At 64.0% G+C, this 24,666-nt stretch carries 24 protein-coding genes, 1 tRNA gene and 2 pseudogenes; 7 read left to right on the forward strand and 20 right to left on the reverse strand.

Annotated elements, in window-relative coordinates; genetic code table 11:
- The first annotated feature begins 11 nt into the window (after positions 1-11).
- The 3 genes from acuI to ACZXDY_RS09140 all read left to right on the forward strand — a co-directional run bounded on the left by acuI (position 12) and on the right by ACZXDY_RS09140 (position 2,071).
- A complete protein-coding gene (gene acuI, locus ACZXDY_RS09130; RefSeq protein ID WP_464345245.1) occupies positions 12-998 on the forward strand; it encodes an acrylyl-CoA reductase (NADPH) in 987 nt (328 codons plus the stop codon).
- Between the two features lie 104 nt (positions 999-1,102).
- Complete coding sequence (locus tag ACZXDY_RS09135) at positions 1,103-1,681, forward strand: hypothetical protein (RefSeq protein ID WP_208821831.1); 579 nt, start codon at positions 1,103-1,105, stop codon at positions 1,679-1,681.
- A gap of 156 nt (positions 1,682-1,837) precedes the next feature.
- The gene (locus ACZXDY_RS09140) at positions 1,838-2,071 is read left to right on the forward strand and encodes a DUF6894 family protein (protein ID WP_028166914.1); all 234 of its coding nucleotides are present in this window, start codon (positions 1,838-1,840) and stop codon (positions 2,069-2,071) included.
- A 245-nt stretch (positions 2,072-2,316) separates the two neighbouring features.
- Here ACZXDY_RS09140 and ACZXDY_RS09145 read toward each other — a convergent pair whose 3' ends face one another.
- The 9 genes from ACZXDY_RS09145 to ygfZ all read right to left on the reverse strand — a co-directional run bounded on the left by ACZXDY_RS09145 (position 2,317) and on the right by ygfZ (position 12,281).
- Positions 2,317-4,194: a CHASE2 domain-containing protein gene (locus tag ACZXDY_RS09145; RefSeq protein ID WP_464345246.1), complete on the reverse strand. Its 1,878-nt coding sequence runs from the start codon at positions 4,192-4,194 to the stop codon at positions 2,317-2,319.
- 6 nt (positions 4,195-4,200) lie between these two features.
- The gene (locus ACZXDY_RS09150) at positions 4,201-4,734 is read right to left on the reverse strand and encodes a FecR domain-containing protein (protein WP_464345247.1); all 534 of its coding nucleotides are present in this window, start codon (positions 4,732-4,734) and stop codon (positions 4,201-4,203) included.
- 231 nt (positions 4,735-4,965) lie between these two features.
- Positions 4,966-5,940: a zinc-dependent alcohol dehydrogenase family protein gene (locus tag ACZXDY_RS09155; RefSeq protein WP_464345248.1), complete on the reverse strand. Its 975-nt coding sequence runs from the start codon at positions 5,938-5,940 to the stop codon at positions 4,966-4,968.
- A gap of 52 nt (positions 5,941-5,992) precedes the next feature.
- Positions 5,993-6,568 (reverse strand): TetR/AcrR family transcriptional regulator, encoded by a 576-nt coding sequence (locus ACZXDY_RS09160; protein ID WP_464345249.1) that lies wholly within the window; start codon positions 6,566-6,568, stop codon positions 5,993-5,995.
- Between the two features lie 37 nt (positions 6,569-6,605).
- Positions 6,606-9,302, reverse strand: a complete 2,697-nt coding sequence (locus tag ACZXDY_RS09165; protein ID WP_464345250.1) for a DUF2339 domain-containing protein — start codon at positions 9,300-9,302, stop codon at positions 6,606-6,608.
- A gap of 118 nt (positions 9,303-9,420) precedes the next feature.
- Positions 9,421-9,927, reverse strand: a complete 507-nt coding sequence (locus ACZXDY_RS09170; protein WP_464345280.1) for a tyrosine phosphatase family protein — start codon at positions 9,925-9,927, stop codon at positions 9,421-9,423.
- Positions 9,928-10,165: 238 nt separating this feature from the next.
- Positions 10,166-10,780, reverse strand: a complete 615-nt coding sequence (locus ACZXDY_RS09175; protein WP_464345251.1) for a YfbR-like 5'-deoxynucleotidase — start codon at positions 10,778-10,780, stop codon at positions 10,166-10,168.
- Positions 10,777-11,403, reverse strand: a complete 627-nt coding sequence (locus ACZXDY_RS09180) for a DNA-3-methyladenine glycosylase I (protein ID WP_028166922.1) — start codon at positions 11,401-11,403, stop codon at positions 10,777-10,779. Before ACZXDY_RS09180 ends, ACZXDY_RS09175 begins: the two co-directional genes overlap by 4 nt.
- The gene (ygfZ, locus tag ACZXDY_RS09185) at positions 11,400-12,281 is read right to left on the reverse strand and encodes a CAF17-like 4Fe-4S cluster assembly/insertion protein YgfZ (RefSeq protein WP_464345252.1); all 882 of its coding nucleotides are present in this window, start codon (positions 12,279-12,281) and stop codon (positions 11,400-11,402) included. The genes ACZXDY_RS09180 and ygfZ overlap by 4 nt, the downstream gene beginning before the upstream one ends.
- A gap of 129 nt (positions 12,282-12,410) precedes the next feature.
- On the opposite strand from ygfZ, the gene ACZXDY_RS09190 reads away from it, so the two are divergent.
- Positions 12,411-13,745, forward strand: a complete 1,335-nt coding sequence (locus ACZXDY_RS09190; RefSeq protein ID WP_028166924.1) for a dihydroorotase — start codon at positions 12,411-12,413, stop codon at positions 13,743-13,745.
- Between the two features lie 127 nt (positions 13,746-13,872).
- Here the strand turns inward: ACZXDY_RS09190 and ACZXDY_RS09195 are convergent, their stop codons facing one another.
- From ACZXDY_RS09195 to ACZXDY_RS09210, 4 genes are all read right to left on the reverse strand, one after another.
- Entirely contained in the window at positions 13,873-14,136 is a 264-nt protein-coding gene (locus ACZXDY_RS09195; protein WP_028166925.1) for a hypothetical protein, read from the reverse strand.
- Between the two features lie 144 nt (positions 14,137-14,280).
- Entirely contained in the window at positions 14,281-14,658 is a 378-nt protein-coding gene (locus tag ACZXDY_RS09200) for a TIGR02301 family protein (protein WP_456645808.1), read from the reverse strand.
- A 63-nt stretch (positions 14,659-14,721) separates the two neighbouring features.
- On the reverse strand, positions 14,722-15,141 hold the full coding sequence (locus ACZXDY_RS09205; protein ID WP_464345253.1) for an NUDIX hydrolase: 420 nt from the start codon (positions 15,139-15,141) through the stop codon (positions 14,722-14,724).
- A gap of 187 nt (positions 15,142-15,328) precedes the next feature.
- The gene (locus ACZXDY_RS09210) at positions 15,329-15,841 is read right to left on the reverse strand and encodes a hypothetical protein (RefSeq protein WP_464345281.1); all 513 of its coding nucleotides are present in this window, start codon (positions 15,839-15,841) and stop codon (positions 15,329-15,331) included.
- 63 nt (positions 15,842-15,904) lie between these two features.
- Between ACZXDY_RS09210 and ACZXDY_RS09215 the strand changes: the two genes are divergently transcribed.
- Entirely contained in the window at positions 15,905-16,672 is a 768-nt protein-coding gene (locus tag ACZXDY_RS09215) for an SOS response-associated peptidase (protein ID WP_464345254.1), read from the forward strand.
- Positions 16,673-16,781: 109 nt separating this feature from the next.
- On the opposite strand, the gene ACZXDY_RS09220 is transcribed toward ACZXDY_RS09215, so the two are convergent.
- From ACZXDY_RS09220 to ACZXDY_RS09235, 4 genes are read right to left on the reverse strand one after another with little or no spacing between them, the layout of a single operon-like run.
- Positions 16,782-17,363, reverse strand: coding sequence for an NUDIX domain-containing protein (locus ACZXDY_RS09220; protein WP_464345255.1), 582 nt, complete (start codon positions 17,361-17,363; stop codon positions 16,782-16,784).
- A complete protein-coding gene (locus ACZXDY_RS09225) occupies positions 17,360-17,794 on the reverse strand; it encodes a GNAT family acetyltransferase (RefSeq protein ID WP_464345282.1) in 435 nt (144 codons plus the stop codon). The genes ACZXDY_RS09220 and ACZXDY_RS09225 overlap by 4 nt, the downstream gene beginning before the upstream one ends.
- Before the next feature lie 20 nt (positions 17,795-17,814).
- Positions 17,815-19,242 (reverse strand): FAD-binding oxidoreductase, encoded by a 1,428-nt coding sequence (locus ACZXDY_RS09230; protein ID WP_464345256.1) that lies wholly within the window; start codon positions 19,240-19,242, stop codon positions 17,815-17,817.
- Between the two features lie 26 nt (positions 19,243-19,268).
- On the reverse strand, positions 19,269-20,288 hold the full coding sequence (locus ACZXDY_RS09235; protein ID WP_464345257.1) for an L-threonylcarbamoyladenylate synthase: 1,020 nt from the start codon (positions 20,286-20,288) through the stop codon (positions 19,269-19,271).
- Positions 20,289-20,357: 69 nt separating this feature from the next.
- Between ACZXDY_RS09235 and ACZXDY_RS09240 the strand changes: the two genes are divergently transcribed.
- Positions 20,358-20,434, forward strand: a tRNA-Pro gene (locus ACZXDY_RS09240).
- A 219-nt stretch (positions 20,435-20,653) separates the two neighbouring features.
- Here ACZXDY_RS09240 and ACZXDY_RS09245 read toward each other — a convergent pair.
- From ACZXDY_RS09245 to ACZXDY_RS09255, 3 genes and pseudogenes are all read right to left on the reverse strand, one after another.
- Positions 20,654-20,986 (reverse strand): annotated as a pseudogene (locus ACZXDY_RS09245) (site-specific integrase); the annotation flags it as partial.
- Positions 20,983-21,648: a hypothetical protein gene (locus ACZXDY_RS09250; RefSeq protein WP_464345258.1), complete on the reverse strand. Its 666-nt coding sequence runs from the start codon at positions 21,646-21,648 to the stop codon at positions 20,983-20,985. The pseudogene ACZXDY_RS09245 and the gene ACZXDY_RS09250, both read right to left, overlap by 4 nt.
- 496 nt (positions 21,649-22,144) lie before the next feature.
- Positions 22,145-23,749, reverse strand: a complete 1,605-nt coding sequence (locus ACZXDY_RS09255) for a DUF927 domain-containing protein (protein WP_464345259.1) — start codon at positions 23,747-23,749, stop codon at positions 22,145-22,147.
- A gap of 707 nt (positions 23,750-24,456) precedes the next feature.
- Between ACZXDY_RS09255 and ACZXDY_RS09260 the strand changes: the two are divergent.
- Positions 24,457-24,660 (forward strand): annotated as a pseudogene (locus tag ACZXDY_RS09260) (transposase); the annotation flags it as partial.
- Positions 24,661-24,666: the final 6 nt, after the last annotated feature.

The following is a 24,666-nucleotide window of genomic DNA, read 5'->3' on the forward strand; positions in this document are numbered from 1 at the left end:
GAGGGTCCATCATGGCGACGTTCAAGGCGATCAGGATCGACAAGGCGGACAAGGGAACGACCGCCGCGCTCACGCAATTCGACGACGCGGAATTGATGGATGGCGACGTCACCGTCCGCGTCGAATGGTCGACGCTGAACTACAAGGACGGCCTGGCGCTGACCGGCAAGGCGCCGGTGGTGCGGCGCTTCCCGATGATCGCCGGCATCGATTTCGCCGGCACTGTCGAGCAGTCCTCGCATCCCGACTGGAAGGCCGGCGACAAGGTCGTCTGCAACGGCTGGGGCATGGGCGAGACCCATCTCGGCGCCTATGCCGAAAAGGCGCGCGTCAAGGGCGACTGGCTGGTGCGGCTGCCTGACGGGATCTCGGCGCGCGACGCCATGGCGATCGGCACCGCAGGCTATACCGCAATGCTCTCGGTTCTGGCGCTGGAGGACCACGGGGTGACACCTAAGAGCGGCCCGATCGTGGTGACGGGGGCGGCCGGCGGGGTCGGCTCGGTTGCGACAGCCGTGCTGTCCAAGCTCGACTATCACGTGATCGCCTCCACCGGACGGCAAGCGGAGGCGGCCTACCTCAAGGGCCTCGGCGCCGCCGAGGTGATCGATCGCGGTGAGTTGACCGTCCCGGTCAAGCCGCTGGCGAAAGAGCGCTGGGCCGGCGGCGTCGACAGCGTCGGTTCAACCACGCTCGCCAACATGCTCTCGATGACCAAGTACGGCGGCGCTGTCGCCGCGTGCGGGCTTGCGGCCGGCATGGACCTGCCTTCCTCGGTCGCTCCGTTCATTTTGCGGGGAGTGCGCCTTATCGGCATCGATTCGGTGATGTGCCCAATCGAACGGCGCAAGCGCGCCTGGAGCCGCCTCGCCAGCGATTTGGACAAAGCAAAACTCGCTGATATAACTCATGAAATCGGCCTGGACGAAGCGATCTCCTATGGCTCGAAAATCCTCGCGGGCGAGGTCCGCGGCCGGATCGTGGTAAAAATAGTCTGACGGCGTTCAGAATTTACCAACCAAGCTGCTCCAATGTTGCCTTGGTTGGTATGGTAAGCAGCGGGTAAAGGCGGTGTGCCCGCGCTGGGTAAGTGGAGTGGCTCATGCTTGCGCGTCTGGTATTGGGGACGGTCGTGGCCGGCGCGATGGCCGCGCCTGCGTTGGCGGGATCGATGAGCGCCGAAGAGGCCAGGCGATTTGTCGCCGGCAAGGTATTCGCCTTCACCTGCTTTGACGGCACCCGCGGCGCGGGGCGTATCCTCGACGACATGGGCGCCGCCGGCTCGATCCAGTTCTCCGGCTCCGGCCCGATTCGCCATGTCAGGTTGCCGGGCAATACGCTGCAGGTTCGCGGTCAGGCCGTCTGCGCCTCGCTGAAAGGCCTTCCGTTCGAGCCCTGCTTCAACCTCGACAAGCGCGACGATCGCTCGTTCCGCGGCTCGGTGTCGGGCATGGGCTTTGCCTATTGCGACTTCCATCACCAGGGCGGCAAGCAGATGCTGCTGGCGCGCGCGGTGGCGCGCCCGCGCTCGCTGCGTGCGACCCGCTCGGCCGACGCCTCCCGCGCCGAAGTGTCCGCGCGCGTCGAGACGCCGCCTGTCGAGCGCACCAGGCTCGAGCCGGTGAAGCCAGAACCGGCGCAACCGGAAGGCGCGGCGGAATTGCGCCGTTCGACCGATTAGCTGGAATCACCGTCGCGCCGACTTGGTTTGATCGAGGCGACAACGTGGCGGCGAAGACCCGTAATGATACGGGCTCGCGAATTCATGGCTTGGTAGCGTCTAATCTCCTAATCTCCACCAGGACGGCCGGGGGTGGGCGCAACAACCGAGTTCCACATGCCGCAATATTTCTTCAGGATCAGCCATGGTCGCTTCGCGGGCGCATCCGATCAGGGGTCGGAATTCGAAAGCCGTGAGGCCGCATGGGCCGAGATGACCAAGGTCAGCGGCAATCTTCTCGGCAGCATCGCACGCAGCCTCAAGCAGGACGCCGAGTGGCAGATGGAGCTGATCGACGAGAGCAAGAAGCCCGTGTTCAGAATCCGCCTGATCGCGGAGTCGATTGGTTAGAACTGACTTTTGTTTGATTCGGTGCGGCCGCGGTGTTCACCTCTCCCATAGGGAGAGGCATAGGCCGCCTTCGGCGGCCGTTACTAAGACACGCCGAAGCGTAGCTTCGGCTACGGCGCAGCGCCGGGTGAGGGGTTATAGTCTCTCGACGGAGCTCATCCCCCTCACCCGGACCGCATTCCGCTGCGCTGCATGCGATCCGACCTCTCCCCGATGGGGAGAGGTAAGGTACTTCCGATCTGATCTCATCGCACTTTAGCTTGGGCGCACGAATCGTTGCGCCATAGCCAGACTGAGAGCGGGCGGGTGCGTCCGCGGATGAGCGTCTCGCGTGGGCCGGTGAGCGTGCCGCTCTCGAACAAGGCGGAGGCGGGGCGGGCCCGTTGCAAGAGGTCGTCGCTGAGCGCGAGTGGCGTGCCTTCCTTGGCTGCAACCTCCATCAGACGGCTCGCCACGTTCACGGTATCGCCGGTCGCGGTGATGTGCTGATAGCTGCCGCCGAGCCGCGAGGCGACGATCGGCCCGTAATGCGCGCCCACCTTGAAGCCGATCCGCGGCGCCATCGTTCCCGGCAACGAATTGATCCATTGCGCGACGCGGTTGCAGAGCGTGACTGCGCAGTGCGCGGCCTTGCGCGCATCGTCTTCGGTCGCTTCCGGCAGGCCGAACAGGATCATGGCGCCGTCGCCGAGGAAGCTCGTGATGATCCCGCTGTGCGACTCGACCTCCTCGTCGACGAGGGTGTGAAAATCTTTCAGCAGCGCAAGTCCCGCGTCGATATCGAGCGTCTCGCTCAATGCCGTGAAGCCCGAGAGGTCGATGAAGATCACCGCCGCATCCTGGTGCCGCGGCTCCAGCAGGAACGCCGGATTGGCGGTCAGCCATCTGTTGAGCGCCGGCGCCTGGAATTGCTGCAGCAGGTCGCTCTTGACCGCGAAATAGTGCGCCTGCCGCCGATTGAGCCAAAGCTGGATCGACCCGAACAGGATTGCCGGCGGCGCGGCGGCGGCAATCGGCAATGCGGCGCTGAGCCAGATGCCGCGCGAAAATGCGATGTAGTTCATGACAGCCCAGATCGCCACGAGCGCCGCGATCGAGAGCAGGCCGGCTGCGCTGCGCCGCCACGCCAGCAAGCCAACGATCGCAAGCGTGAGCGCCACCGTTAGGATTGCGTCGGCCAGGCGTATCGACCGATTGCGCAGGATGCCGCCACCGGTCATCAGGTGATCGATCGCGGTCGCGACGATCTCGACACCAGGCATCACGGGATCGAACGGCGTCGGAAACACGTCGCCGCCGCCCGTCACGGTCGCACCAATGACGACGACGCGGTCGCGGATAGCCGCTTGCGCGACCTCGCCGTCGAGCACCGATGCGGCACTCACCGTCGGAACCCTGCCGCGAGGGCCGTAATAGGCGAGCGGCAGCACATGATCGATGTCAGTCCGAATGCTCTGACCCGCGAGGCGAACGCTGTCCGCCTCGATCACCGGATCCTGGCCTGCGGCCAGCGCTGCGACGCGCAGCGGAAACGCCAGCTCGACTTTGTCGCTGGTGCGGACCAGCAAGGGAATGCCGCGCGGCGTGCCCGATTTGTCGGTGGTCAGGTTGACCACGCCGACAACAGCATGTTCCGCGAACGCTGGCAGCGGGCGCAGGAATCTCTCCGCCCGCGGCAGCCGCGCGAGCGGGCTCTTGTCATCCGCCTCCAGCATCTGGATCGCATCGGGAAACACGGCGGCAGCGGCAATGGCGGAAGGGCGCTTTGCGAGCGCTTGCGCCAGCGCCGCATCGCCGCCGTCCTTGCCCTGGTCAAGGAGCAAGAGATCGACTGCGATCGCGCGCGGTGCGTAGCTCCCAACCTTCTCGATGATCGCGGCGAGGTCGGCGCGCGGCAGCGGATAGCCGCCTCGCTTGGCGACCGTCTCATCGTCGATGGCAACGATCGTGACGAGATCGGGCGCCGCGCGCTCACCGCGTGCCGATAGGCGCAGGTCGGTCAGCGCGCCTTCGGCGCGATCGAGGAATTGAACGTCACCGTTCCAGTAGCCTATTCCCAGCGCGGCCGCCCAGACGAGTGAGAGCAGAAGCGCGATCGATGTTTGAGGGATCCGGCCGCTCACCAAGGATCATTGCCCAAGGCGCGCGAGCAGCGCATCGACGCGCGGCTGCCCCCAGCGCTTGACCGTCAGCGGCTCGTTTCCCGGATCGACGTCGACGCCTTCGCCCGGACCAAGCACCACCTGGTTTCCGCCCCGTGGCCGGCGCACCGCGACCCGGCCCTGCAGCACGAGCACTGATGTCCTCGCCTCCTGCACATCGACCGCCCATTTGGTCCCGCGCACGGCGGCAATCGCTTGTGGCGTGTTGACGCGAAAGCGATTCTTGCCGCGCATTCTGGCATCGTCGAGCAGCAGTGCCTTGCTCTGCAGATCGACTGCCGTGGCGCTGCCATCGTGGCCTTGCAGCGTAAACCTCGCGCCGTCCTCCGCGACGATGATCAGGCCGTCGTGGCAGACCAGGATCTGCGTTCCTCGCGCGCCCGCCTGCGACGGACAAGTCGCGGCCATCGTCTGCGCTGCCGCAGGCTGGATCGCAAGTGTTGCGCAGATGATCGCCAAGCTCGCCAGCCGCGCGAGCGCTCCCGCAATGTCTCGGTGCAAAACGCTCCCCTCGTTAAAATGGTCAGTCGTTGCAATATAGCTCTTTGAAGCGCACACTATGTCTAGAAAATGTCTGCCCGGGTGCAGTGCAATGGCGCGAGCCGACGCGACAACTCGTCATGCACAAGGTCATGCACAAAGTCGCGTCACAGGGGCGTGATCTCAGGCGCGCCCCGAGGCAGGCGCGCGGGCGTGATAAAGAACCTGCCGATTTATCCCGTCTGCCCTCGGTCAGTCCGGCGTGAACAGCGCCTTGCCGCGATTCCTCTGCGCCGCCGACACGGCTTCGGGGATTTGCGAAAAACGGTAGGTACCTTCGACCGGCGCGCTGATCGCGCCCGAGGCCACCAGCGGCGCCAGGTGTTCGTACATCGCGCTGACGTGCGCGGCGGTGGCGCTGTTGAACCAGTTGGCGAGCCAGAAGCCGCGCATCGCGATGTCGCGGAAGATGAAGGGCTGTGCCGGACCGACGAAGGGCTTGCCGCTGATTGCGCTGTAGAACACCAGCACGCCCTTCGGCGCCAGGCACGTAATCAGATTCATCGTCGCGGTATCGGCGACGCCATCGATGGCGAGCGCGATCGGCGCACCGGCGGTCTCGGCGGCGACGCGCTTGTTGAGGTCGGGTCCGTCGACCAGCACGACGTCGCCGCCGCTCGCCTTGAGATCAGCCACGACTTCCTCGCGTCTGACGATATTGACCGTCTTCAATCCAAGCGATTTCGCGATCCCGATCACCGCGCGGCCGACGCCGGAATTGGCTGCGTTCTGGATCAGCCAGGCGCCGGGTGGCAAGGTGACGAACTCGGTGAGCAGCAGGTAAGCCGTTGCGGGATTGATGCCGAGCATCGCCAGTTGCAGCGGATCGCCGTCGGGAAGCGCCCGCAGCCTGCTGGCGTCAGCCTTGATGCGCTCTGCCCAGGCCGGCGAGGGATAGGGGATCAGAGTGCGGTCGCCCTGCTTCAGATGCTTGACGCCACGACCGACCGCCACGACGCGGCCGACACCCTCCGTTCCGACGATGCTCGGCAGCTTCGGGCGGTAGCCGTAGCGGCCCGAGATCATCAGGAGGTCGCTCATGTTGATGGGCGAAGCCTCCAGCGCGATGACGACTTCGCCGTCGCCGGGAGCGCCGACATCGGGGACGTCGACGAGCTTCATGACCTCGGCGGGATTGCCGAATGCTTCGATCTGGATCGCCTTCATGGCAATGGTCTCCGCTGTTATGTACTTATGAGTACATAATGAACGGTCAAAGTCAAACAAGGAGGCGCATGACCTGATCGAGTGTGGCGCGAACGCTGGCGGCGTTCGGCTTGTCCTTGGCCAGAACCATCAACCCGATATAGACCGCCATGATCGTGTGCGCGGCGGCATCGGGATCGAAACCGGCGCCAAACTGCGCGCGATCGGCGCGAAGCCTGTCTCGCAGCAAATGCTCGAGTTTCCGGTTGAAAGCTTCGATCCTGGTGCGCACGTCCTTCTGTTCGGCAATGCCGTCGGCCGACGCGTTGATCGACAGGCAGCCGCGGCTTCCCTTGGCGCCCGAACAGCGTGGAATAAAGGCTGCGAGCCAGCGCTCGATCGCCTCGCGTGCAGATGATCCCTCGTTGATCACCTTTTCGGCATGCGCAACGATACGCGTGTGGTAGCGATCGAGCACCGTCAGGAACAGCGCGTTCTTGTCGCCGAAGGCGGCATAGAGGCTCGGCTTGGCGAGGCCCGTCGCTGCAGTGATGTCGTCGAGCGACGTGCCCTGAAAACCCTTCTGCCAGAACACGTCGCGCGCAACGTCCAGCACTTCATCGGGATCGAAACTGCGCGGTCTTGCCATGCCGCCTATCTACGCGTTGGCACGAGCTTCGCCAAGCTCATCCCACGCCAGCGACCGGGGGTGGTGCCGTTTGTCGCCGGAACAGGATGCGCTGGTAGAACCAGCCGATCGCGACCAGCACCACGCCGAGGCACATGAAGGACAGCGCGCGGTAGACGCCCGTGAGCTGCGACATGTCGATTACGAACGCCTTGACGATGGTCAGCGCGATGACGGCGGCAGAGGCCATCCGCGCACGCTGCGAGCCAACGACGATGCCGATCCCGAGCAGCACGACGCCGAACGCCAGCCAGGCAATCGAATAGGTGTATTGCTCGGCGCCCGTGGTCGGGCCGTGCGACAGCACGGGGCCGTGGTAGAGCCGGCGGATCTCGAAGCTGACATAGGTGAGCGCGAGGATCAGCGCGCCGGCCGCGAGCGTGTTGCCATAGGCGGCCGGGCGCCGTCCCGCCACCGCATAGGACAACAGCAGCGCCAGCACCGCGGGCAGGGCATAGCCGAGCAGGAGCAGGTTGATGAAGCTGCCGCCGACATCGATCGGCCACAGGATCGGCGTCTCCAGCAGCATCAGACCGAAGACCGCGGCAAGACCGGCGAACACGGTCAGCAGCACCGCGCCGATATTGTGCACGATGCTGGCCGTGCGGACGCGCAGACGCTCGAGCCCGATCGCCATCGCCAGCGCCGTGCAGACCTGCAGCGCGACCTCGGTGAGGCCGGCGCTGTTGCGGTAGACGTCGCCGGCGTTGATGGCGTGACGGATCTCCATGAAGGCGAGCAGGACCGTGAACAGGATCGCGGCCGATTCCACGGCGCGGAGCGGCGCGTCGTCGCCATGGCGGCGCAGGAAGATGCTGGCGGCCCAGAACGAGGCCGCGGGAATGCCGTAGCCCCACAACAGCCAGTTGAAGATCGGCGTGGTGCCGACGACATCGCCGACTATCCGCGGCTCGTAGCCAATGCGCAGCACCACGATGCCGGCAAGAATCGCGCTCAATGTGCGCAGGAAGGCGATCGGCCGCTGCAGCGAAATCCAGGCGGTGCCGAGCGACATCAGCGCCAACGCGATCGTGAGCCAGCCTTTTTCCAGCGCGAATGTGAGCGCGAGCGCCAGTGCGGCGAGCGTGCCGGTCGCAAACAGCGCGATCGAGGCGGAGTGTCCGGGCCGGTCCTCGCGCCTGGTCAGGAATTCGGTGGCGGCGGCGAAGGCCGCGGCGAGCAGTACGGCGAGAATTGCGAACGGAATCGAGCGGTCGAGCTGCGCGATCCGGGCGTAGAGCGCGATCAACAGCGCCAGCGGTGTGAAGGTGGCGGCCGCCGCCCACTGCACGGTGATTGCAGTCGTTGCGAAGCGGCGCTGCGCGAGGAAACCGCTCACGCCGAACATGCCGGCGAAGATCGCCGCCGTGGTCAGGTGCAGCGAGACCGAACCATCGGTGGCGCTCGGCCCGATGCCGGGGAGGGGGCCGCCGGGCAGCACCAGCATGTCCGGATTGCCGCGCACCGCCCATTCGGCGAACACGACGAACACAAACAGCGCGCCGGCGCCGATCGCCGCGGTCGCTGCCGGGGCGCGCCAGGCAACGAAGAGGCTGCCGGCGACCAGGAGGCCGAAGGTGATCATCGCGGGGTCGGCGTGAAAGCTGTTCAGCACGATCAGCAGCGCACCGAACAGATACGCGATCAGCGAGCCCGATGAGATCGACTCGACCTGTTCGCCCTCCGCCTCCGGTCCGAACATGAAGCCGCAGACCACCAAGAGCGCGGCGAGGACGAATCCGGCGATGACATGGAAGGCGTGCGGCCCGATCATCGACGGCCCGCATTGCAGGCAGGGGAAGGTCCAGAGCAGCGCGAACACCACCGTGGTAACGGCAAGCCAGCGCCACAGCCGGACGCGGGCGAGGCCGAACGATGCCGCGGTGACGATCGCGAGATAGATGTAGAGCGCCCAGAAATCCGGCTTTTCGGATGACACCAGGATCGGCGTGGCGAAGGCGCCGACGACGCCAAGCCCGGCCAGCGCCGGCCCGTGCAGCAGCGCCGCGGCGAGCGTGCCGAGCGCGACCAGTCCGAGCAGTACGAAGGCGGTCGCGGGTGCAAGGAAGTCGTAGAGCGCGTAGGCCGCATAGACGGTTGCGAATGCCACCGCCGTTCCGGCGGCGGTGAGGATCGCTGGGATATTGGCAATCGGCAGCGTCGCGATCGCGGAGATGCTTTCCTTGCGCCGCGTCCATTCGCCGGCGCCGAGCAGCGCCAACGCGAACAGGCCGCCGAGCATGGTGCGCACGCCGGGCCCGAGCAGGCCGGCTTCGATCGAATAGCGCACCATGAAGAAACCGCCGAGCGCCAGCGTCAGGCCGCCGAGCCACACCACCCATCGGGTGCCGATGGTCTCTTCGAAGCCGGGTTGTGTCGGTCGCGGAGGCGATGGCGCAGGCGGCGCGCCGGTTGGCGCGTCCGGTTCTGCAGCCTGCTCGGTCTTGGCAGGTGCGGCCTGGATGGCCTCGGGCGGCAATGGCGGAGGCGTGGCCGCAGCCGGCGGCGAGGTCGCACGCGTCGGCTCAGGCTCGTGCTCGGGGACGAGTGGTGGCGGCGATGCCGGCCGTATTGCCGCGGCATTCGCACCTTCGAGGGCCTCCAGCCGCATGCGCAATGCGGCCACTTCGTTCATTGATTTCAGCGCAAAAGCAAATGCGACGACCGCAACGACAAAAACAATGAACTCCAGCATCAGGCCTCCGGGCCGGCGCGCGAGGGGCGTAACCAATCACGTCCGCGGTCGTCGCAATCCATTGAGTGGAGGTTGCCCCGCAAAAAGTTCAATCATCAAAGCGGCATTTCCGCGCGACTCACTCGAGGTCGACCCGGAACGGCTGGTTTTCGACGCTCATGGTGCCGGGCCCGATCGCGTCGAGCGCGCGGATCATCCGGCCCTCCCGCCCGAGCGCCTTGTCGGCGAGGCTCACCATCAGGCGGTTCGGCGACGCAATCGGGGAGGCGGCGCGGATCTTGCGCGCGATCTCGGCCTCGTCGCGATGCGGATTGAGCGCGCAGGCGGCAGCGAACGCGCTCGCGGTCGAGCGGCTGATGCCGGCGTAGCAGTGCACGACCATCGGCGCGCTGCGATCCCAGCCCCGCACGAAGTTCAGGACCTGCTCGATGTGCCGTTCCGACGGTGCGATGAAGCCGTCCATCACTTCGGTGATGTCGTCGACCTGCACGCGCAGATGGTTGACCTCGAGCACGGAGGCCGGGCGCTGCACCTGGGCGACATTGGCCATCACGGTGAGGATGTGGCTGGCGCCGGTCAGTCTTACGGTTTCGGGAAGCAGGGCGAGGGAGCAGACGTGAAGCATCATGGTCCTTGGGCGACGTGACTGGCCTCAATTATAGCCGCTGCCGCAGGGTGGGCAAAGCCGCCCTTCGCGATGCCAGTTATCGCGCCCTCGCCCCTTGTGGGAGAGGGCTACGCCGACGTCTGCAGCAAGCTCGCTTGGGTGAGGGGTTCTCTCTACGCGCACAATCGCCCGTGGAGGCAACCCCTCATCCGGCGCTTCGCGCCACCTTCTCCCACAAGGGGAGAAGGGAAGAAGATCAAGCCGCCACCGCCTGGAAGCGTTCGAGGAACCGTTTCTCGGCTTTGGCTGCGGTCCAGGGCGTGAGATAGTCGCGCTCGGTCGCCGCGGGCAGTGCGGGATCGCGGCCGAACAGGCGCTTGGCTTCGGCTTCCGAAAATCCCGCCAGACGCGTTGCTTCGAGATAGGCGGCGCCGCGGTCGGCGGCCTTGATCTGCTGGGTGATCTCGTCCGCCAGCGTCGGCGGCAGGCCGAAGCGGATGTGGATCGCGGAGAGCAGGCGCTTCTCCACCGTCTTGTAGTCGCCGCCGAGCACCGCCTTGAACGGTGAGATCATGTCGCCGATGACATATTCCGGCGCATCGTGCAGCAGCGCCGCGCGCCGCACACTGACATCGACGCGCGGCATCTGCTGGCGCATCACCGCCTCGACCAGGAGCGTATGCTGCGCGACCGAGAAGATATGCGCGCCGCTGGTCTGTCCGTTCCAGCGCGCGACGCGGGCGAGCCCGTGGGCGATGTCGGCGATCTCGATGTCGAGCGGCGAAGGGTCGAGCAGATCGAGCCGTCGCCCGGACAGCATGCGCTGCCAGGCCCGCGCGTCCTGCTTCGGCGCCGGTGATCTTCCGGTCATTTCACTTTGAAGCGCGGGCTGCGATGCTTGCCGCCGCAGGCCTCGTGGCAGAAGCAGGTCACGAGATGATCATTGACGATGCCGGTCGCCTGCATGAAGGCGTAGACGATGGTCGGGCCGACGAACTTGAAGCCGCGCGAGGCCAGCTCTTTCGAGACCTTGATCGACAGCGGCGTCGAGGCCGGCACGCTCGCCGTGGTCTTGAACTCGTTGACCTTGGGACGGCCGTCGACGAAATCCCACAGGAATTTCGAGAAGCCCGGGCCATCTTCCATGATCTTCAGATAGGACTTCGCGCTCGCGATCGTGCCCTCGATCTTGGCCCGGTTGCGCACGATGCCGGCATCGTTCATCAGCGCATGGACCTTCTTGGCGTTGTAGCGCGCGATCTTCTCGGGCTGGAAATCGTCGAAGGCTTTACGGAAATTGTCGCGCTTGCGCAGGATCGTGATCCAGGAGAGGCCGGCCTGGAAGCCGTCGAGAATCAGCTTTTCGTAAAGCGCGCGGTCGTCATATTCCGGCACGCCCCATTCCTCGTCGTGGTAGGCGACGTAGAACGGGTCTTCGCCCGGCCACGGACAGCGAATCTTGCCGTCGGGATGCAGTTGCGCAGTGCGGCTCATGCGACGGTCTTTTTCGGTGCGGCGCGCACAACATCAGGCTCGGCAAGCTTCAGACCAAGGCCGCCGGCGGAGAGCGAAAGCCCGGCATCGAGCGCATCTGCGACGCGGTCGGTGCGGATCAGCGCCAGGCCGTTCTGTCCCGCGGCCGAGCCCATGGTGCCGACCTGCTTGTCGCCGGCGACGATGGTGGCGCCCGGTTCGGGCGCCAGATCGTCCAGGATGATCTTGACAGTGCGCGTGCGCGCGGTGCCGCGATGCTGCATCCGCGACACGACTTCCTGGCCGACATAGCAGCCCTTGTCGAAATCGACGCCGCTCAGCCGGTCCATGTTGGTCTCGTGCGGGAACGCATCGCCATAGCTGAAGTCAAGCCCGCCGCGCGGGATGCCGCTCGCGATGCGATGCGCCTCATAGGCGGCGCTGTCGACGAGGTCGGCGCCGATGAGACCTGCGACCTTGGCTTTCAAATCTTCGGGCACCACGATGCGGAAACCCAGCGCGCCGCTGCGCGGATCGGCGAAGCAGAGGTCGGGCTTCATCGCGGGCTCGCCGTCCCAGGCGGCCAGTACGCCGAGCCCGTCGGAAAGATTCTCGACCGCAACCTTTGCGCGCAGCTTGTAGAAGCGGAGCTTGTCGGTCAGCGCCTGCGCAAGCGCGCGCGGCACATCGATCAGGAAGCCGCCGCCATGGCCCGCCGGCGCCTCCGTGATCAGGAAATCGACGATGATCTTGCCCTGCGGGGTCAGCAGCGCGCCGAACCGGCCTATGCCCGGCGCAAGATCGGTCAGGTCTGACGTGACGAGGCCGTTGAGGAAGTTGCGGGCGTCCTCGCCCGTCACCTTGACCACGCCTCGATCGGGTAGAAATGCTGCTTTCATGCGCCTTGTTCGGCCCTTTTCCAAGGTTCCTTTGGGAAACGGAGCTGACGGATATCCCCTGCCAAGTTAAGGCGCTAAACTGCGCCGAACAAGGCCCGGGCGGCGGCTTGAAGACCGGCATGAGGAGCGATGAATCAGCGTTTTGACACCATTCTAAAATCCGGCACCGTGGTCAATCAGGATGGCGAGGGCATTCGCGACATCGGCATCAGGAATGGCCGTATTGCCGAGATCGGCGGCCTCAACTGCGATTCCGCCGACGAGGTGATCGACTGCAAGGGCCTGCACGTCCTGCCCGGGGTGATGGACACCCAGGTGCATTTCCGCGAGCCCGGGCCGACCCACAAGGAAGATCTCGAGACCGGATCGCGCAGCGCGGTGCTGGGCGGCGTCACGGCGGTGTTCGAGATGCCGAACACCGATCCACTGACGGTGACGGAAGCGGCCTTCACCGACAAGGTGAAGCGCGCCCATCACCGCATGCACTGCGATTTCGCCTTCTTCATCGGCGGCACTCGCGAGAATGTGCAGGACCTGCCCGAGCTCGAGCGCGCGCCGGGCTGCGCCGGCGTCAAGGTGTTCATCGGCTCCTCCACCGGCACGCTGCTGGTCGAGGACGACGAGAGCCTGCGCCGCATCTTCAACGTGATCCGCCGCCGCGCTGCGTTCCATGCCGAGGACGAATATCGCCTCAACGATCGCAAATCGCTCAGGATCGAGGGCGATCCGCGTTCGCATCCGGTCTGGCGCGACGAGGTCGCGGCGCTGATGGCGACGCAGCGGCTGGTCAAGCTCGCGCATGAGACCGGCAAGCGCATCCACGTATTGCACATCTCGACCAAGCAGGAGATCGATTTCCTGCGCGACCACAAGGACGTCGCCTCCTGCGAGGCGACGCCGCATCACCTCACCATGGCGGCGCCGGAATGCTACGAGCGGCTCGGCACCCACGCGCAGATGAATCCGCCGGTGCGTTCGGCCGACCATCGCGAGCGGATCTGGTACGGCATCGAGCAGGGCATCATCGACGTGCTCGGCTCCGACCACGCCCCGCATACGCTGGAAGAGAAGGCGAAGACCTATCCGGCCTCGCCCTCCGGCATGACCGGCGTGCAGACGCTGGTGCCCCTGATGCTCGATCACATCAACGCCGGCCGGCTGTCGCTGGCGCGTTTCGTCGACCTCACCAGCGCGGGCCCGGCGCGGCTGTTCAACATCGCCTGCAAGGGCCGCATCGCGGCCGGCTATGACGCCGATTTCACCGTCGTCGATCTCAAGCGCAGCGAGACCATCACCAACCAGTGGATCGCCTCGCGCGCGGGCTGGACACCCTATGATGGGATGCGCGTCACCGGCTGGCCGGTCGGCACGTTCATCCGTGGCAAGCGGGTGATGTGGCAGGGCGAAGTGGTGACGCCGTCGCTGGGCGAGCCGGTGCGGTTTTTGGAGACGTTGAGGGTGTAGTTCTCCGTCATTGCGAGCGAAGCGAAGCAATCCATTGCCGCCGCGAATCGGGGTGACAATGGATTGCTTCGCTTCGCTCGCAATGACGGCAGAACAAGCGGGTGATGACGACTGAGCGCGTGGAGACTTACTGCCGCGCCAGTATCAGCGAGAATTCGCCGTTGCGCACGCGCGCCGGCAGTCCCTCGACGAACTTCGCCACCGCCTCTTCGCCATAGGTGCCGACCAGCTCGGCCAGCGCGGCGAACAGGCTCGCCTGTGCGAGGCAATCGCCGTCGATGCCGTCATGGCGCGCTTCGGCCCAGGCCTCGTTGAGGTAGGAGAGCGCGGCCTGCTTCTGCTCGTGGTCAGGCAGGGGATCGCGGGCAATCTGGAACGCTGGAATGCGCATGAAACTCACAGGCAATGTCGGCGCGATTCACGGCGAATCACGTCATGCACAAAGCTGTAGCACGCAGATGGGGCACGCCTAGGCCACTTCTTTAGGAAGGGTTAATGGCGGCAACCAAGGTCAATCGAACGTCTATTCGCTCAGTCAGTTAGCATAGCGCGCGGTCAGGTCGCGCGAGATCTTCGAACCTTCCTCGACATAGCGTCGGATCGCCACGACCGCTGCCGGCGTGCAGCTTCGGTAGGTCTGCTGGAAGCCGTTGTAGCCGCGGTTGAAGCCCGCGATCATGCGGGCGCGGCGGTCGCCGGAGGGGGTTTCGGCGTCGATCAGCGCCTGCATCTCGTTGCGCCATTTGGCGCCTTCGTTGCTGCCGCAGATGCCGCGCAGATAATGCAGGGTGCCGAGGATCTCGGCGAGCCGCTGCAGGTCGCCGTCAAACGGCGCCGCGGCATCCTCCGCCCGGCCGGGCGAGAGATTGCACGCCGTGACGAAGATGAGGGCGGCCAGGAGAACTTTCGACATGGCAGCGTCATATGCCTGTGGATTGTGCTGCAGGCAAGGCGCGGGATCTCGCGCCAGAGGGCTTCAAATCAGCCGCCGGGCGGCCTGAATCACCTCCTGCAGGCCACCGGTGACCTTGAGATCGCCGATCGCATCGGGCTCGAGCCATTTGAAATCATCATGTTCGTCATTCAGGTGGGGTTCCCCCGCCATCCATCGCGCCGCGAACGACATGATCAGATAGTGTCCGCCGCCGGCCGCCCCGGGCAGCACCTCGCGCCAGCCGGCCAGCGCCACGATGTCGATCTTGAGCCCTGTCTCCTCGTCGACCTCCCGGTGCAGTGCCGTATGCAGGGATTCGCCGAATTCGACCCGGCCGCCCGGCAGCGAGTAGAAGCCCTTGCCCGGCGAGCGGGCGCGGCGGACCAGAAGCACCTTGCCGTCGCGAAAAATCGCGCCGGAAACGGCAAGCTGTGGACGGGCAGGCTGGGCGGGGGAAGTCAAGAGGCGATCCAAAACCGGCGAAACCGGCGTCGATCATGCCCGATTGGCGGGCGAAGGTCTAATCCATGGGGCTCGTCATGCCCGGGCTTGACCCGGGCATCCACGCCTTTCCTTCCTCGCAGAAGAGACGTGGATGGCCGGGTCAAGCCCGGCCATGACGGAGAAGGCGAAAACCGGGCAGGCCCAGCTACTCGCTCGCCATGATCCGTTCGATGTCGGCTTCAGTGCCGCCGTTGATGATGCCGCCGGCGAGGGCGACCAGCGGCTTGACCCAGATCGTGGCCTGCTCGGCTAGCTTGGCACGGGTCTTGTCCTGGCGCACCTTGCCCATCGCGGCGCTTACCGCCGTCAATATCGAGGTCATCGTGTTCGTGATGTTGTCGAATTCGGCGCGGGTCGTGGGATCAGCCGATTCGTAGGCTTCGATTGCGAGGTCGCGCGCCCTGAAATTGGAGGCCGTGAAATGCTCGGAATAGGTCAGCGGGTGCCAGCTCAGGAAATCCTCGGCACATTCCGGCATGTCCGGAATCATCTCAAGCAGCATGATGGCTTCGTTGAAGTGATTGAGGTAATCGGTGGCAAGCCCGGTGCGCGGATTGATGTTGGCGGCGCGCAATGCCGCAGCCCGGGCCTCGTCCGGGCCCGCCGGTCGCGGTGTCTGGCGATCGGATTGTGCTGCTGTTGAGCCCGTGGCGTTCATCATGCCCAATGTTTGACAGGGGCGGTTAAAAGGTCCTGAACGAGTACTTATTTTTCCCGGATTATGTGCGGACGCTTCGTTATCACCTCGCCGCCGGAGGCGATCAGGCTGCTCTTCGGCTATGCCGAGCAGCCCAACTTCCCCCCGCGGCACAATATTGCGCCGACCCAACCCGTTCCCGTGGTGATCCTGGAGAACGGCGGCCGGCATTTCCGGCTGATGCGCTGGGGGCTGGTACCCGCCTGGGTCAAGGATCCCCGTCAGGTCGGGCTCTTGTTCAACGCCCGCTCGGAGACGGTGCTGCAGAAGCCCGCCTTCAAGAACGCGATCCGGCGCCGCCGCTCGCTGATCCCGGCTGACGGCTATTATGAATGGCACGACGAGGGCGGCCGCAAGCGGCCCTATTTCATCCATCGCCGCGACCAGCAGCCGGTCGGCTTCGCCGCGCTGGCGGAAACCTGGATCGGCCCGAACGGCGAGGAGGTCGATACGGTCGCGATCATCACCGCGCCGGCCAGCGCGGATCTGGCGAGATTGCATCACCGCGTGCCCGTGACGATTTCGCCCGACGCCTTCGAGCGCTGGCTCGATTGCCGCAACGACGAGGTCTCGCTGGCGATGCCGCTCTTGAAGGGCCCGGCGGTCGGCGAATTCGTCTGGCATGAGGTCTCGACGCGGGTCAACCACGCCGCCAATGACGATGCGCAATTGCTGCTGCCGATCACGGACGAGGAGCGCGCTGCCGAGCCGCAGAAGCCGAAGCGGGCGACATCACCACGCAAGACGCTGCCGAGTGCGGCCGACGACGACGGGCAGGGATCGTTGTTTTGATCTCAGTCGTCATGCCCGGGCTTGTCCCGGGCATCCACGCCTTCTTCTTTTCTCGGTGCACAAAGACGTGGATGGCCGGGACAAGCCCGGCCATGACGGGGAGAGCCAGTCACCGAAAAATATTCAGCGCCGCGTATTGCACGAGCATGATGGTCTTGGCGTCGACGATGCGGCCGTCTCCGATCATCGCCAGCGCTTCATCGAGTGGCAGCTCCAGCACCTCGATGTCTTCGCCCTCATGGGCAAGGCCGCCGCCGTCGCCGACCCGCATCGAAGAATCATATTCGGCGACGAAGAAATGCAGCTTCTCCGTCACAGAGCCCGGGCTCATGAAGGCTTCGAACACTTTTTCGACGTGGTGAAGCCGGTAGCCGGTCTCCTCTTCCGCCTCGGCGCGGATGCGGTTCTCCGGGGTCTCATTGTCCAGCATGCCCGCAGCCGCCTCGATCATGGAATCGTCATGGCCATTGAGGAAGGGCGGCAGGCGGAATTGCCGCACCAGCACCACGCTGCGCGCGGCGAGATTGTAGGGCAGCAGGGTGGCGGCATTGCCGCGGTCGAACACCTCGCGGTTCAGCGTCTGCCACGCACCGTCGCCGCGGCGGTAGTCGAAGGTCACCGACTTCAGTACGTAGTGCTCATCGGAGAGCACGCGCTCGTCCTTGATGCGAACGCGGTCGGAAATACTCATGGCGGCGTGCGCCCTTCGATCCATCTGGAAAACACGAGAAGCTGCTGCTCCTCATAGCCGATCGACTGGTAGAACGCGCCAACCTTGGCGTTTTCCCGCCGCACCAGCAATTGCAGTTTTGCAATGCCGGCCGCCTGGAGCCAGTCCTCCGCCGCGCGCATGATCACCCGGCCGTATCCCTTGCCCTGTCGCTCGGGATCGACCGCGACGTAATAGACCCAGCCGCGATGGCCCTCATGGCCGACCATGGCGGATGCGACGATCGCCCCGTTGTCGCGGCCGACCAGGATGTCCGAATTGGGCCCTCGTCGTGCCAGCGCGATATCGGCGACCGGATCGTTCCACGGCCGTGTCAGCCCGCAGCGCTGCCACAGTGCGACGACGTCAGCGACGTCGCTGTCGGACATCGGCGCGATGGCGAGCGCAGCGATAGGGGGTGGCGGTGCGACGTTCACAGTACTTTTCCAGGATTCATGATACCGAGCGGATCGAGCATCGCCTTGATGCTGCGCATCAGTTCGATCGCGACCTTGTCCTTCACATCGGGCAATTCATCGCGCTTGAGCACGCCGATGCCGTGCTCGGCCGAGATCGAGCCCCCCATCCGCAGCACGATGTCGAACACGACAGCGTTGACCTCATGCCAGCGGCCGAGGAAGTCGGCGCTGTCGGCGCCGATCGGCTGGCTGACATTGTAATGGATGTTGCCGTCGCCGAGATGGCCGAACGGCACCGGCCGCGCGCCGGGGATCAGCTTGACCACCGCCGCATTGGCCTCTTCGATAAAGGCCGGGACCGCGGCGACCGGCACCGAGATGTCATGCTTGATCGAGCCGCCCTCCGGCTTCTGCGCCGCCGACATCTCGTCGCGCAATTTCCAGAACGCCTGGCGCTGGCTCAAATTCGCCGCGATCACGGCGTCGTCGACGATGCCGCCTTCCATGCCCTCGGCGAGGATGACTTCCAGCGTATCGCGCGCATCGTCGCGCGGCGAGGAAAGCTCCATCAGCACATACCAGGGGTGCTTGCTTGTAAGCGGATCGCGGATGTCGATGCCGTGGCGGATCGAGAAATCCACCGCGATGTCGGCGAGCAGCTCGAAGCTGGTGAGGCTGCCCGCGGCTTCGGTTTGCGAGATCGACAATAGCTGCAGCGCATCCGCCGGCGATTTCAACCCGACAAAGGCGGTCTCGATTGCGCGCGGCTTCGGAAACAGCTTCAGCGTCGCCGCCGTGATGATGCCGAGCGTGCCCTCCGCGCCGATGAAGAGATTGCGCAGGTCGTAGCCGGTATTGTCCTTTTTCAGTTTCGACAGCGCGTTGAGCACGCGCCCGTCAGCCAGCACCACTTCGAGCCCGAGCGCCATCTCGCGCGCCACGCCATAGGCCAATGCAGCCGTGCCGCCGGCATTGGTCGAGAGATTGCCGCCGATGGTGCAGCTTCCCTCGGCGCCGAGCGAGAGCGGAAACAGCCGGTCGACGTCGCTGGCGCGCTGCTGAGCCACCTGCAGCACCACGCCGGCCTCGCAGGTCATGGTGTTGGAGGCGGTATCGATCTCGCGGATCTTGTCCATCCGCTTCAGCGAAATCACGACCTCGCCATGATGCGGCGTCTGCCCGCCGACCAGGCCGGTATTGCCGCCCTGCGGCACCAGCGCGATGCGATGCGCCGAGGCGAGCTTGCAGATCGCGGCGACTTCCGCGGTCGAGCCCGGGCGCAGCACCAGCGGCGAGCGCCCCTGGAACAGGTTGCGTTCCTCGACCAGGTAGGGCGCGATGTCGGCGGCATCAGTCACCGCATATTTGTCGCCGACGATGGCGCGAAACTTGTCGATCAGTTCCGGCGGAAGCTGCGGCGCTGGCGGATCTGCGATGTTCATCCCGGTCTCTTTCACTCCGGCCGCCTTCATTCGCGGCCAACGGCTGCGCGGCGCAGCCGGTCGTTGATGGCTTCGCCCAGACCGTCATGGGGAATGGGCATCACCGCGATCGCACGCACGGCTTCGGTGTCGAGCGCGCGGAGATAGCCGAACAGATTGGCGGCGGCCTCGGCAAGATCGCCACTATCAGACAGATTCATCACGGCGGCCGCCGAATCAACCCCCGATATGCTCAAGGGTCCAAACGCCAGAAGCGCCTCTCCGGGCTCGATCCTGTCAGCGTTGAGTCGCACCCGCGTGCGCGGGGCGTAGTGGGAGGCAAGCATGCCCGGCGCGAGCGGCCTGCCGCCGTCGCCCGGCGCGAGCGGCTTGCCGTTGTCGCTTTCGGCGTCCGCTGGAAGCTGGTCGAGCCTGTGGCCGAGCACGCGCTCGATCTCCGCGCGCGGCAGCCCGCCCGGCCGGAGCAGTGTCGCGCGCTCGAAGCAGCCGACGATGGTGGATTCGACCCCAACCTCGACAGCGCCGCCATCGACAATCAGGTCGATGCGCCCCGAAAGATCGCTTGCGACGTGCTCCGCCGTGGTCGGCGAGACATGGCCGGAGAGGTTGGCGGAAGGCGCCACCACCGGCCGGCCGAGGGCGCGCAGGATGTCGCGGGCGACGGCGTGGGCGGGCACCCGCACCGCGACGGTATCGAGCCCCGCGGTCGCGAGCTCCGCCACCGGGCAAGCTTCCGTTTTCGGCAGCACCAGCGTCAGTGGCCCCGGCCAGAACGCTTCCGCGAGCGCGGTCGCCACCGCATCGAAGCGGGCAATCCGGCGCGCGGCAGCGAGATCGCCGACATGCGCGATCAGGGGATTGAAGGCCGGCCGTCCCTTGGCCTGGTAGAGGTGGGCGATCGCGGTCGCATTGGTGGCGTCGGCGCCGAGCCCGTAGACGGTCTCGGTCGGGAACGCCACCAGGCCGCCTTCTTTGAGTACGCCGGCCGCGACCGCGGTCGTATCTGTTCCGCCCGGCAAGATCCGGGTTTTCAGGCTCGTTTTCACTGTGACCAAATTCCTCGAATGCGCTGCTTGCGGTCGCCCCAACCCGACGCTATAAGCCGCGTTCTTAGTCGGAGTGTGGCTCAGCCCGGTAGAGCACTGCGTTCGGGACGCAGGGGTCGCAGGTTCGAATCCTGCCACTCCGACCAGAAATCATTAGGCTTTTTCTTCTGATTTCGATCCTCGGTCAAGTTGACCACCGTTTCGGCCACCGAAACGTACCGGCTCTTTTGGCCGATGGCCGCGGCTGCCCCCTGGAGGAAGTCTGGGTGGTGATGCCCATAGGTGTCCTGCAGGACCTCGGGTGACATGCCCAGGAACCCTGCCGCCTCCCAGATTGGCACGCCGCGCTGCATGAGCCATGTCGCAGCTGTATGACGCAAGGTGTGGGGTGTGACCCTCCCGGGCAGGCGGGCAAGCCCTACGGCGGTCTTGAAGCCCTTTTTCACCGAAGCTACCGGCTTGCCGTTGAACTCAACAAAGCACTCTGCGATCAGCTTACGGTTCCACCAACGCCGAAGGTGGGTGAGCAGCCGAGGCGGGATGGGTGCTGGCGTCTGTCGCTTCTTAGTCGCGCGCTTGCCAATGGCCTTACGATAAAAAATGCCGCGCTCCAGATCCACGTACGAGCGGCCAGTTATCGCATATGGCGACGCCGATGCGATCGCGCCTGCCCGAGTGCCAGTATACAGGCCGATCAAGACAAATCGCGCGATATGACGCAGAGGCCTTCGGTCGTGGCGACCGGGCCGCCCTTAGACGTTCCCGAGTGGATCGTCTGCTTCTCGCGATACCTCCAACAATGCCAGAGCAACGCTGCGGCCTCCTTGCGAGTCAGCCATCGGTCGCGTGCCTCACCTTTGGGCGGGAGCGACACTCGCACTGTGCCGCGGTGAAAGCCTTCCTTTGCGTGGTGATTGATTGCGGCGCGCAGCGTCTCAAGGTCGCGGCGAGCACCACCCGGACTGCCACGATGCTTGGTGTAGCCTGCACAAGTCTGGGCATTAACCTGCGCCAGCTTCTTGCCACCCCAATACTCGTTGAGCCGCTCAATTCGGGCCTCGATCTCGAACTGGTCGCCGGGCTCGCCAATGTCGGTCAGATAAATCGAGAGGACATCAGCACAATCGATGTCCTCAATGTCTTGGCGGCGCCGTTCGGGTTGATACTTGCGAGCGATGTAGTCCGCTAGGGCTTGCTCTGCTTTTGCTGGCGGCTTTTTTTCAGACGTGCTCGCAACGCATCCTGTGGCGATATGGCGATCGCCGTCTTTGATGATCCAGACGGCTTGGTGGACGACCTTGCCGTCTCGATATCTGGGCTTACGTTTGCAGAGCCGAGCTCCCTTGCTTGGACGCGGCATAGCTTCCTCATTTCATTGATGGCTTCCAGAGTGGTGTAGTCTTTGCCGGCTATGCGCTCGACTTGCAGTCGACCGCGCAGGGCTTCGCGCCGTAGGCCCGATGCCGTCATCGAACCGTCGGGAAAAGCCAACTTTGCTGCGATGGAAAGACGGAGTGGCGCGTCAGGCGCGAGCCGGCTAGCAACAAGACAATCGTCCATACCCAAACGTTTTCCGAAGTCTGCAGGACTTCAGTTGCGGACCGGACGGCGTACAGTCGCAAACTAACGGGGCCGTCGTTGAGTTTTGGGTGTGGTGTAGAAAGATGCCAGGAGACTTGAATAACTAGCCAGACATCAGACAAATGATAGGACTCAAGCGCGAAAATATCAAGGTCTCTTCGTGCTATCGCAGCGCAGATGCCGTTGACCCTCTTGTGTGTAGGTCGTGCGGGCATGCTCGCCAGCGCGGATGTACAAGCAAGATCCGCCTAGCGAGTTGCGGACTGGCGCGTTCATCACGCGCTGCTAGCGCGACGTCCCCAGTTGATCTCCAGTGATCGTCTGCGAACACCGTCGGGCCAAATGAATTGTCCCTGGTTCTCGTTCGACCGGGACCGGGTAATCCAGTTTCGCCGCGCCAATTCGTCCAGCGCAAGTTTGCGCTGCAAGGCATTTGCAAAGATGCGATTGAATTTGTCTGTCTTTATTATGCATCTATATCGACTGCGTTGTGGTTCGATGTAGCCATCGATCGAACCATACTCACTTCGCTTGATTGACGAAGCGTTCGCCAAACTCATCAACCTCCCTCTGAGCAAAGCCCAACCAGCGTCAAGTGCCTGCTGCTCAGCTGCAAGAGTATCGAGAGCCGCGTCGCAGCATTTCGCAATTGCATCCAACAATTCTGCTTTCTTCCAGGGGAGGTTAATACCTTCGATGGCGAGAGCGCCCCCCGCGTAGATGAGACCGAATTTTCGTACGATGTCGGTGTGCACAACGTCTTTGGCGCCGCCGGCGACATTTGCCTTAAACCGGCTCACGTGTCTCTCTATCTTGTCTCGAAGTACGGTCCGAGACTTAATCAGATACTGGATATACTGTGCGAAGACTTGGCCGTGGTCTTTGCCGCACGCAACATAAATGGAGGAGAACAGTTGCTGCAGCGCTGATTGGCCCAGCAGACCCGATGACACTCGATCAAAGATGTGATCGAGGCCATCAAAATATACAGGCACGTCGATTAGGCGACGAGCGTCGCCGCCTCTTTGCTCGCCGCACTTGGCCGCAAGCTCCGCAATGGTGGTCTCAGCGGACGTGAGCGAGATCACCCGGTATTGCTCGCCGTTGTTCGAGGCTTCGTCAAATGTGTGGCTACGGAGCTTGCTCGACCCGGTACCGAGGTTGTGGGCGAAGTTCTTTGTACCCTGATGCCTCTCCTTGTCTGATGCAACGGGCATCTTGTTAAGATCGTCGACGACCATTAGGCAGTCGTTGCATGAGCGCAGGGCGGGCTCGAGGCCGGCTAACGTAGCGTTCCAGGTGAGCAGCTGGTCGATTTGACCAGCTGCGCAAACTGAGGAGCCCACGAGAGTAGCTGTCGTTTTCCCTCCCCCAGTGTTACCTGCCAGACACAGTCCAAATGACTGCTCGCCCGCAATGCGCAAGAGTGGTGCTCCAAATGAGCACGATATGGTCAGCATCATAGCCGACGATTTTGTGGCAAGCGACCCCACGGATTTCAGCCAATTCTTAGATGTGCCCGACGCTCGCGGTCGATGGCCCGCGGGCGGTAGGCCGCAGATGTTCTTCGTATTGGCTCCAATAACCCGATCTGGCAGCACAAAAGCCTTACGGCCGGGCCGCCAACCTGCAGCGGCGGAATAAGCGAACCGCGTCTTTGGTGCTGCTGCCGCAGCCGCTTCGACCCTCGGTTTAGTCAGTAGGGAAGGATGAGCATTTCTGTTGCGCAGTCTGTCACGAAAAAACTTCCAATTGTCAGCTTCGGCGGGGCGCAATTCAATAAATCCCTCGCCCTTATCCTCTCTTGTGAAAGCATATCGCTGAAAGAACTGTCCGTCGGATAGATCCTCAATCAAGGCGGTCTTCTTCAAAATAGGCAAATGAGTCTCCTCGGCTGAGCCTGCACACTATGCACGGCCAAATTCGAAGACCCGAAACTAACGATTTGACAGTGTGGACGTAATAAGCCGGAAGCTTGCTGGTCTAGGCCAGCAGTTTATTGGCCTACCTAGTCAATTAGCTTTGGAGGTCTGTACTTTTTCAGGATAGCGACTTGTACCGGGTCAAGCTCTGCAAGCTCGACGTCCACTGGCGTTACGTTGGGTGGAAATTTGAGGAAGTGAAAACGAGATCGGCTCCTCTCGTCCAAGCGAGCAATCAGTCTGACCTGACAAAAGCGAGCTAGCCCAAAAAATTCCATGACCTCGTCGTTCTTTGCCAGAAATTTATCGACCTTATTGATTGTCGATTTGAGGTCCGGGGCGAGGTGCGTGATGAATTCGCGTACTTTGAATACATCGCGGCCCAGATGAACGGGCCGGAGACCGCGAGCAATGCGACCGGTCCGTCGCCCTGCTCAGCGATATTGAGGTGGATACCATTACTTTCGATAATTCGTTGCTTCGGCTCGCTCATCTTTCCCTCTTGCTCGATTGTGACTACAGAGGCTTCTGCCGACAGCCAGTCGAACAAGCGAAAGCCGGAACGACATCTTCAGGATAAATTAATTACTTTTGGGCGCGCCGGAGCTGAGGATTCTCAGCGGCCTCAATCGTGATTCAAGGTCGTCCGATTCGAGCGGGCCTTGATGCGCAAGCAACTTTACTGGTTGAGCGACGCGGAGTGGAAGCGCCTTGAGCCCTGTTGCCGCGAGGACGGCGTGGTGCGCACCGGGTGTACGACCGACGCGTGATCAGCGGGATCGTGCATATGCTACGGCCGGGAGCGCGCTGGCGGGATTGTCCGCCGGAATACGGTCCCTACACGACGATTTACAATCGCTTCAACCGCGGGAGCC

The organism is Bradyrhizobium sp. LeoB3 (assembly GCF_055456055.1).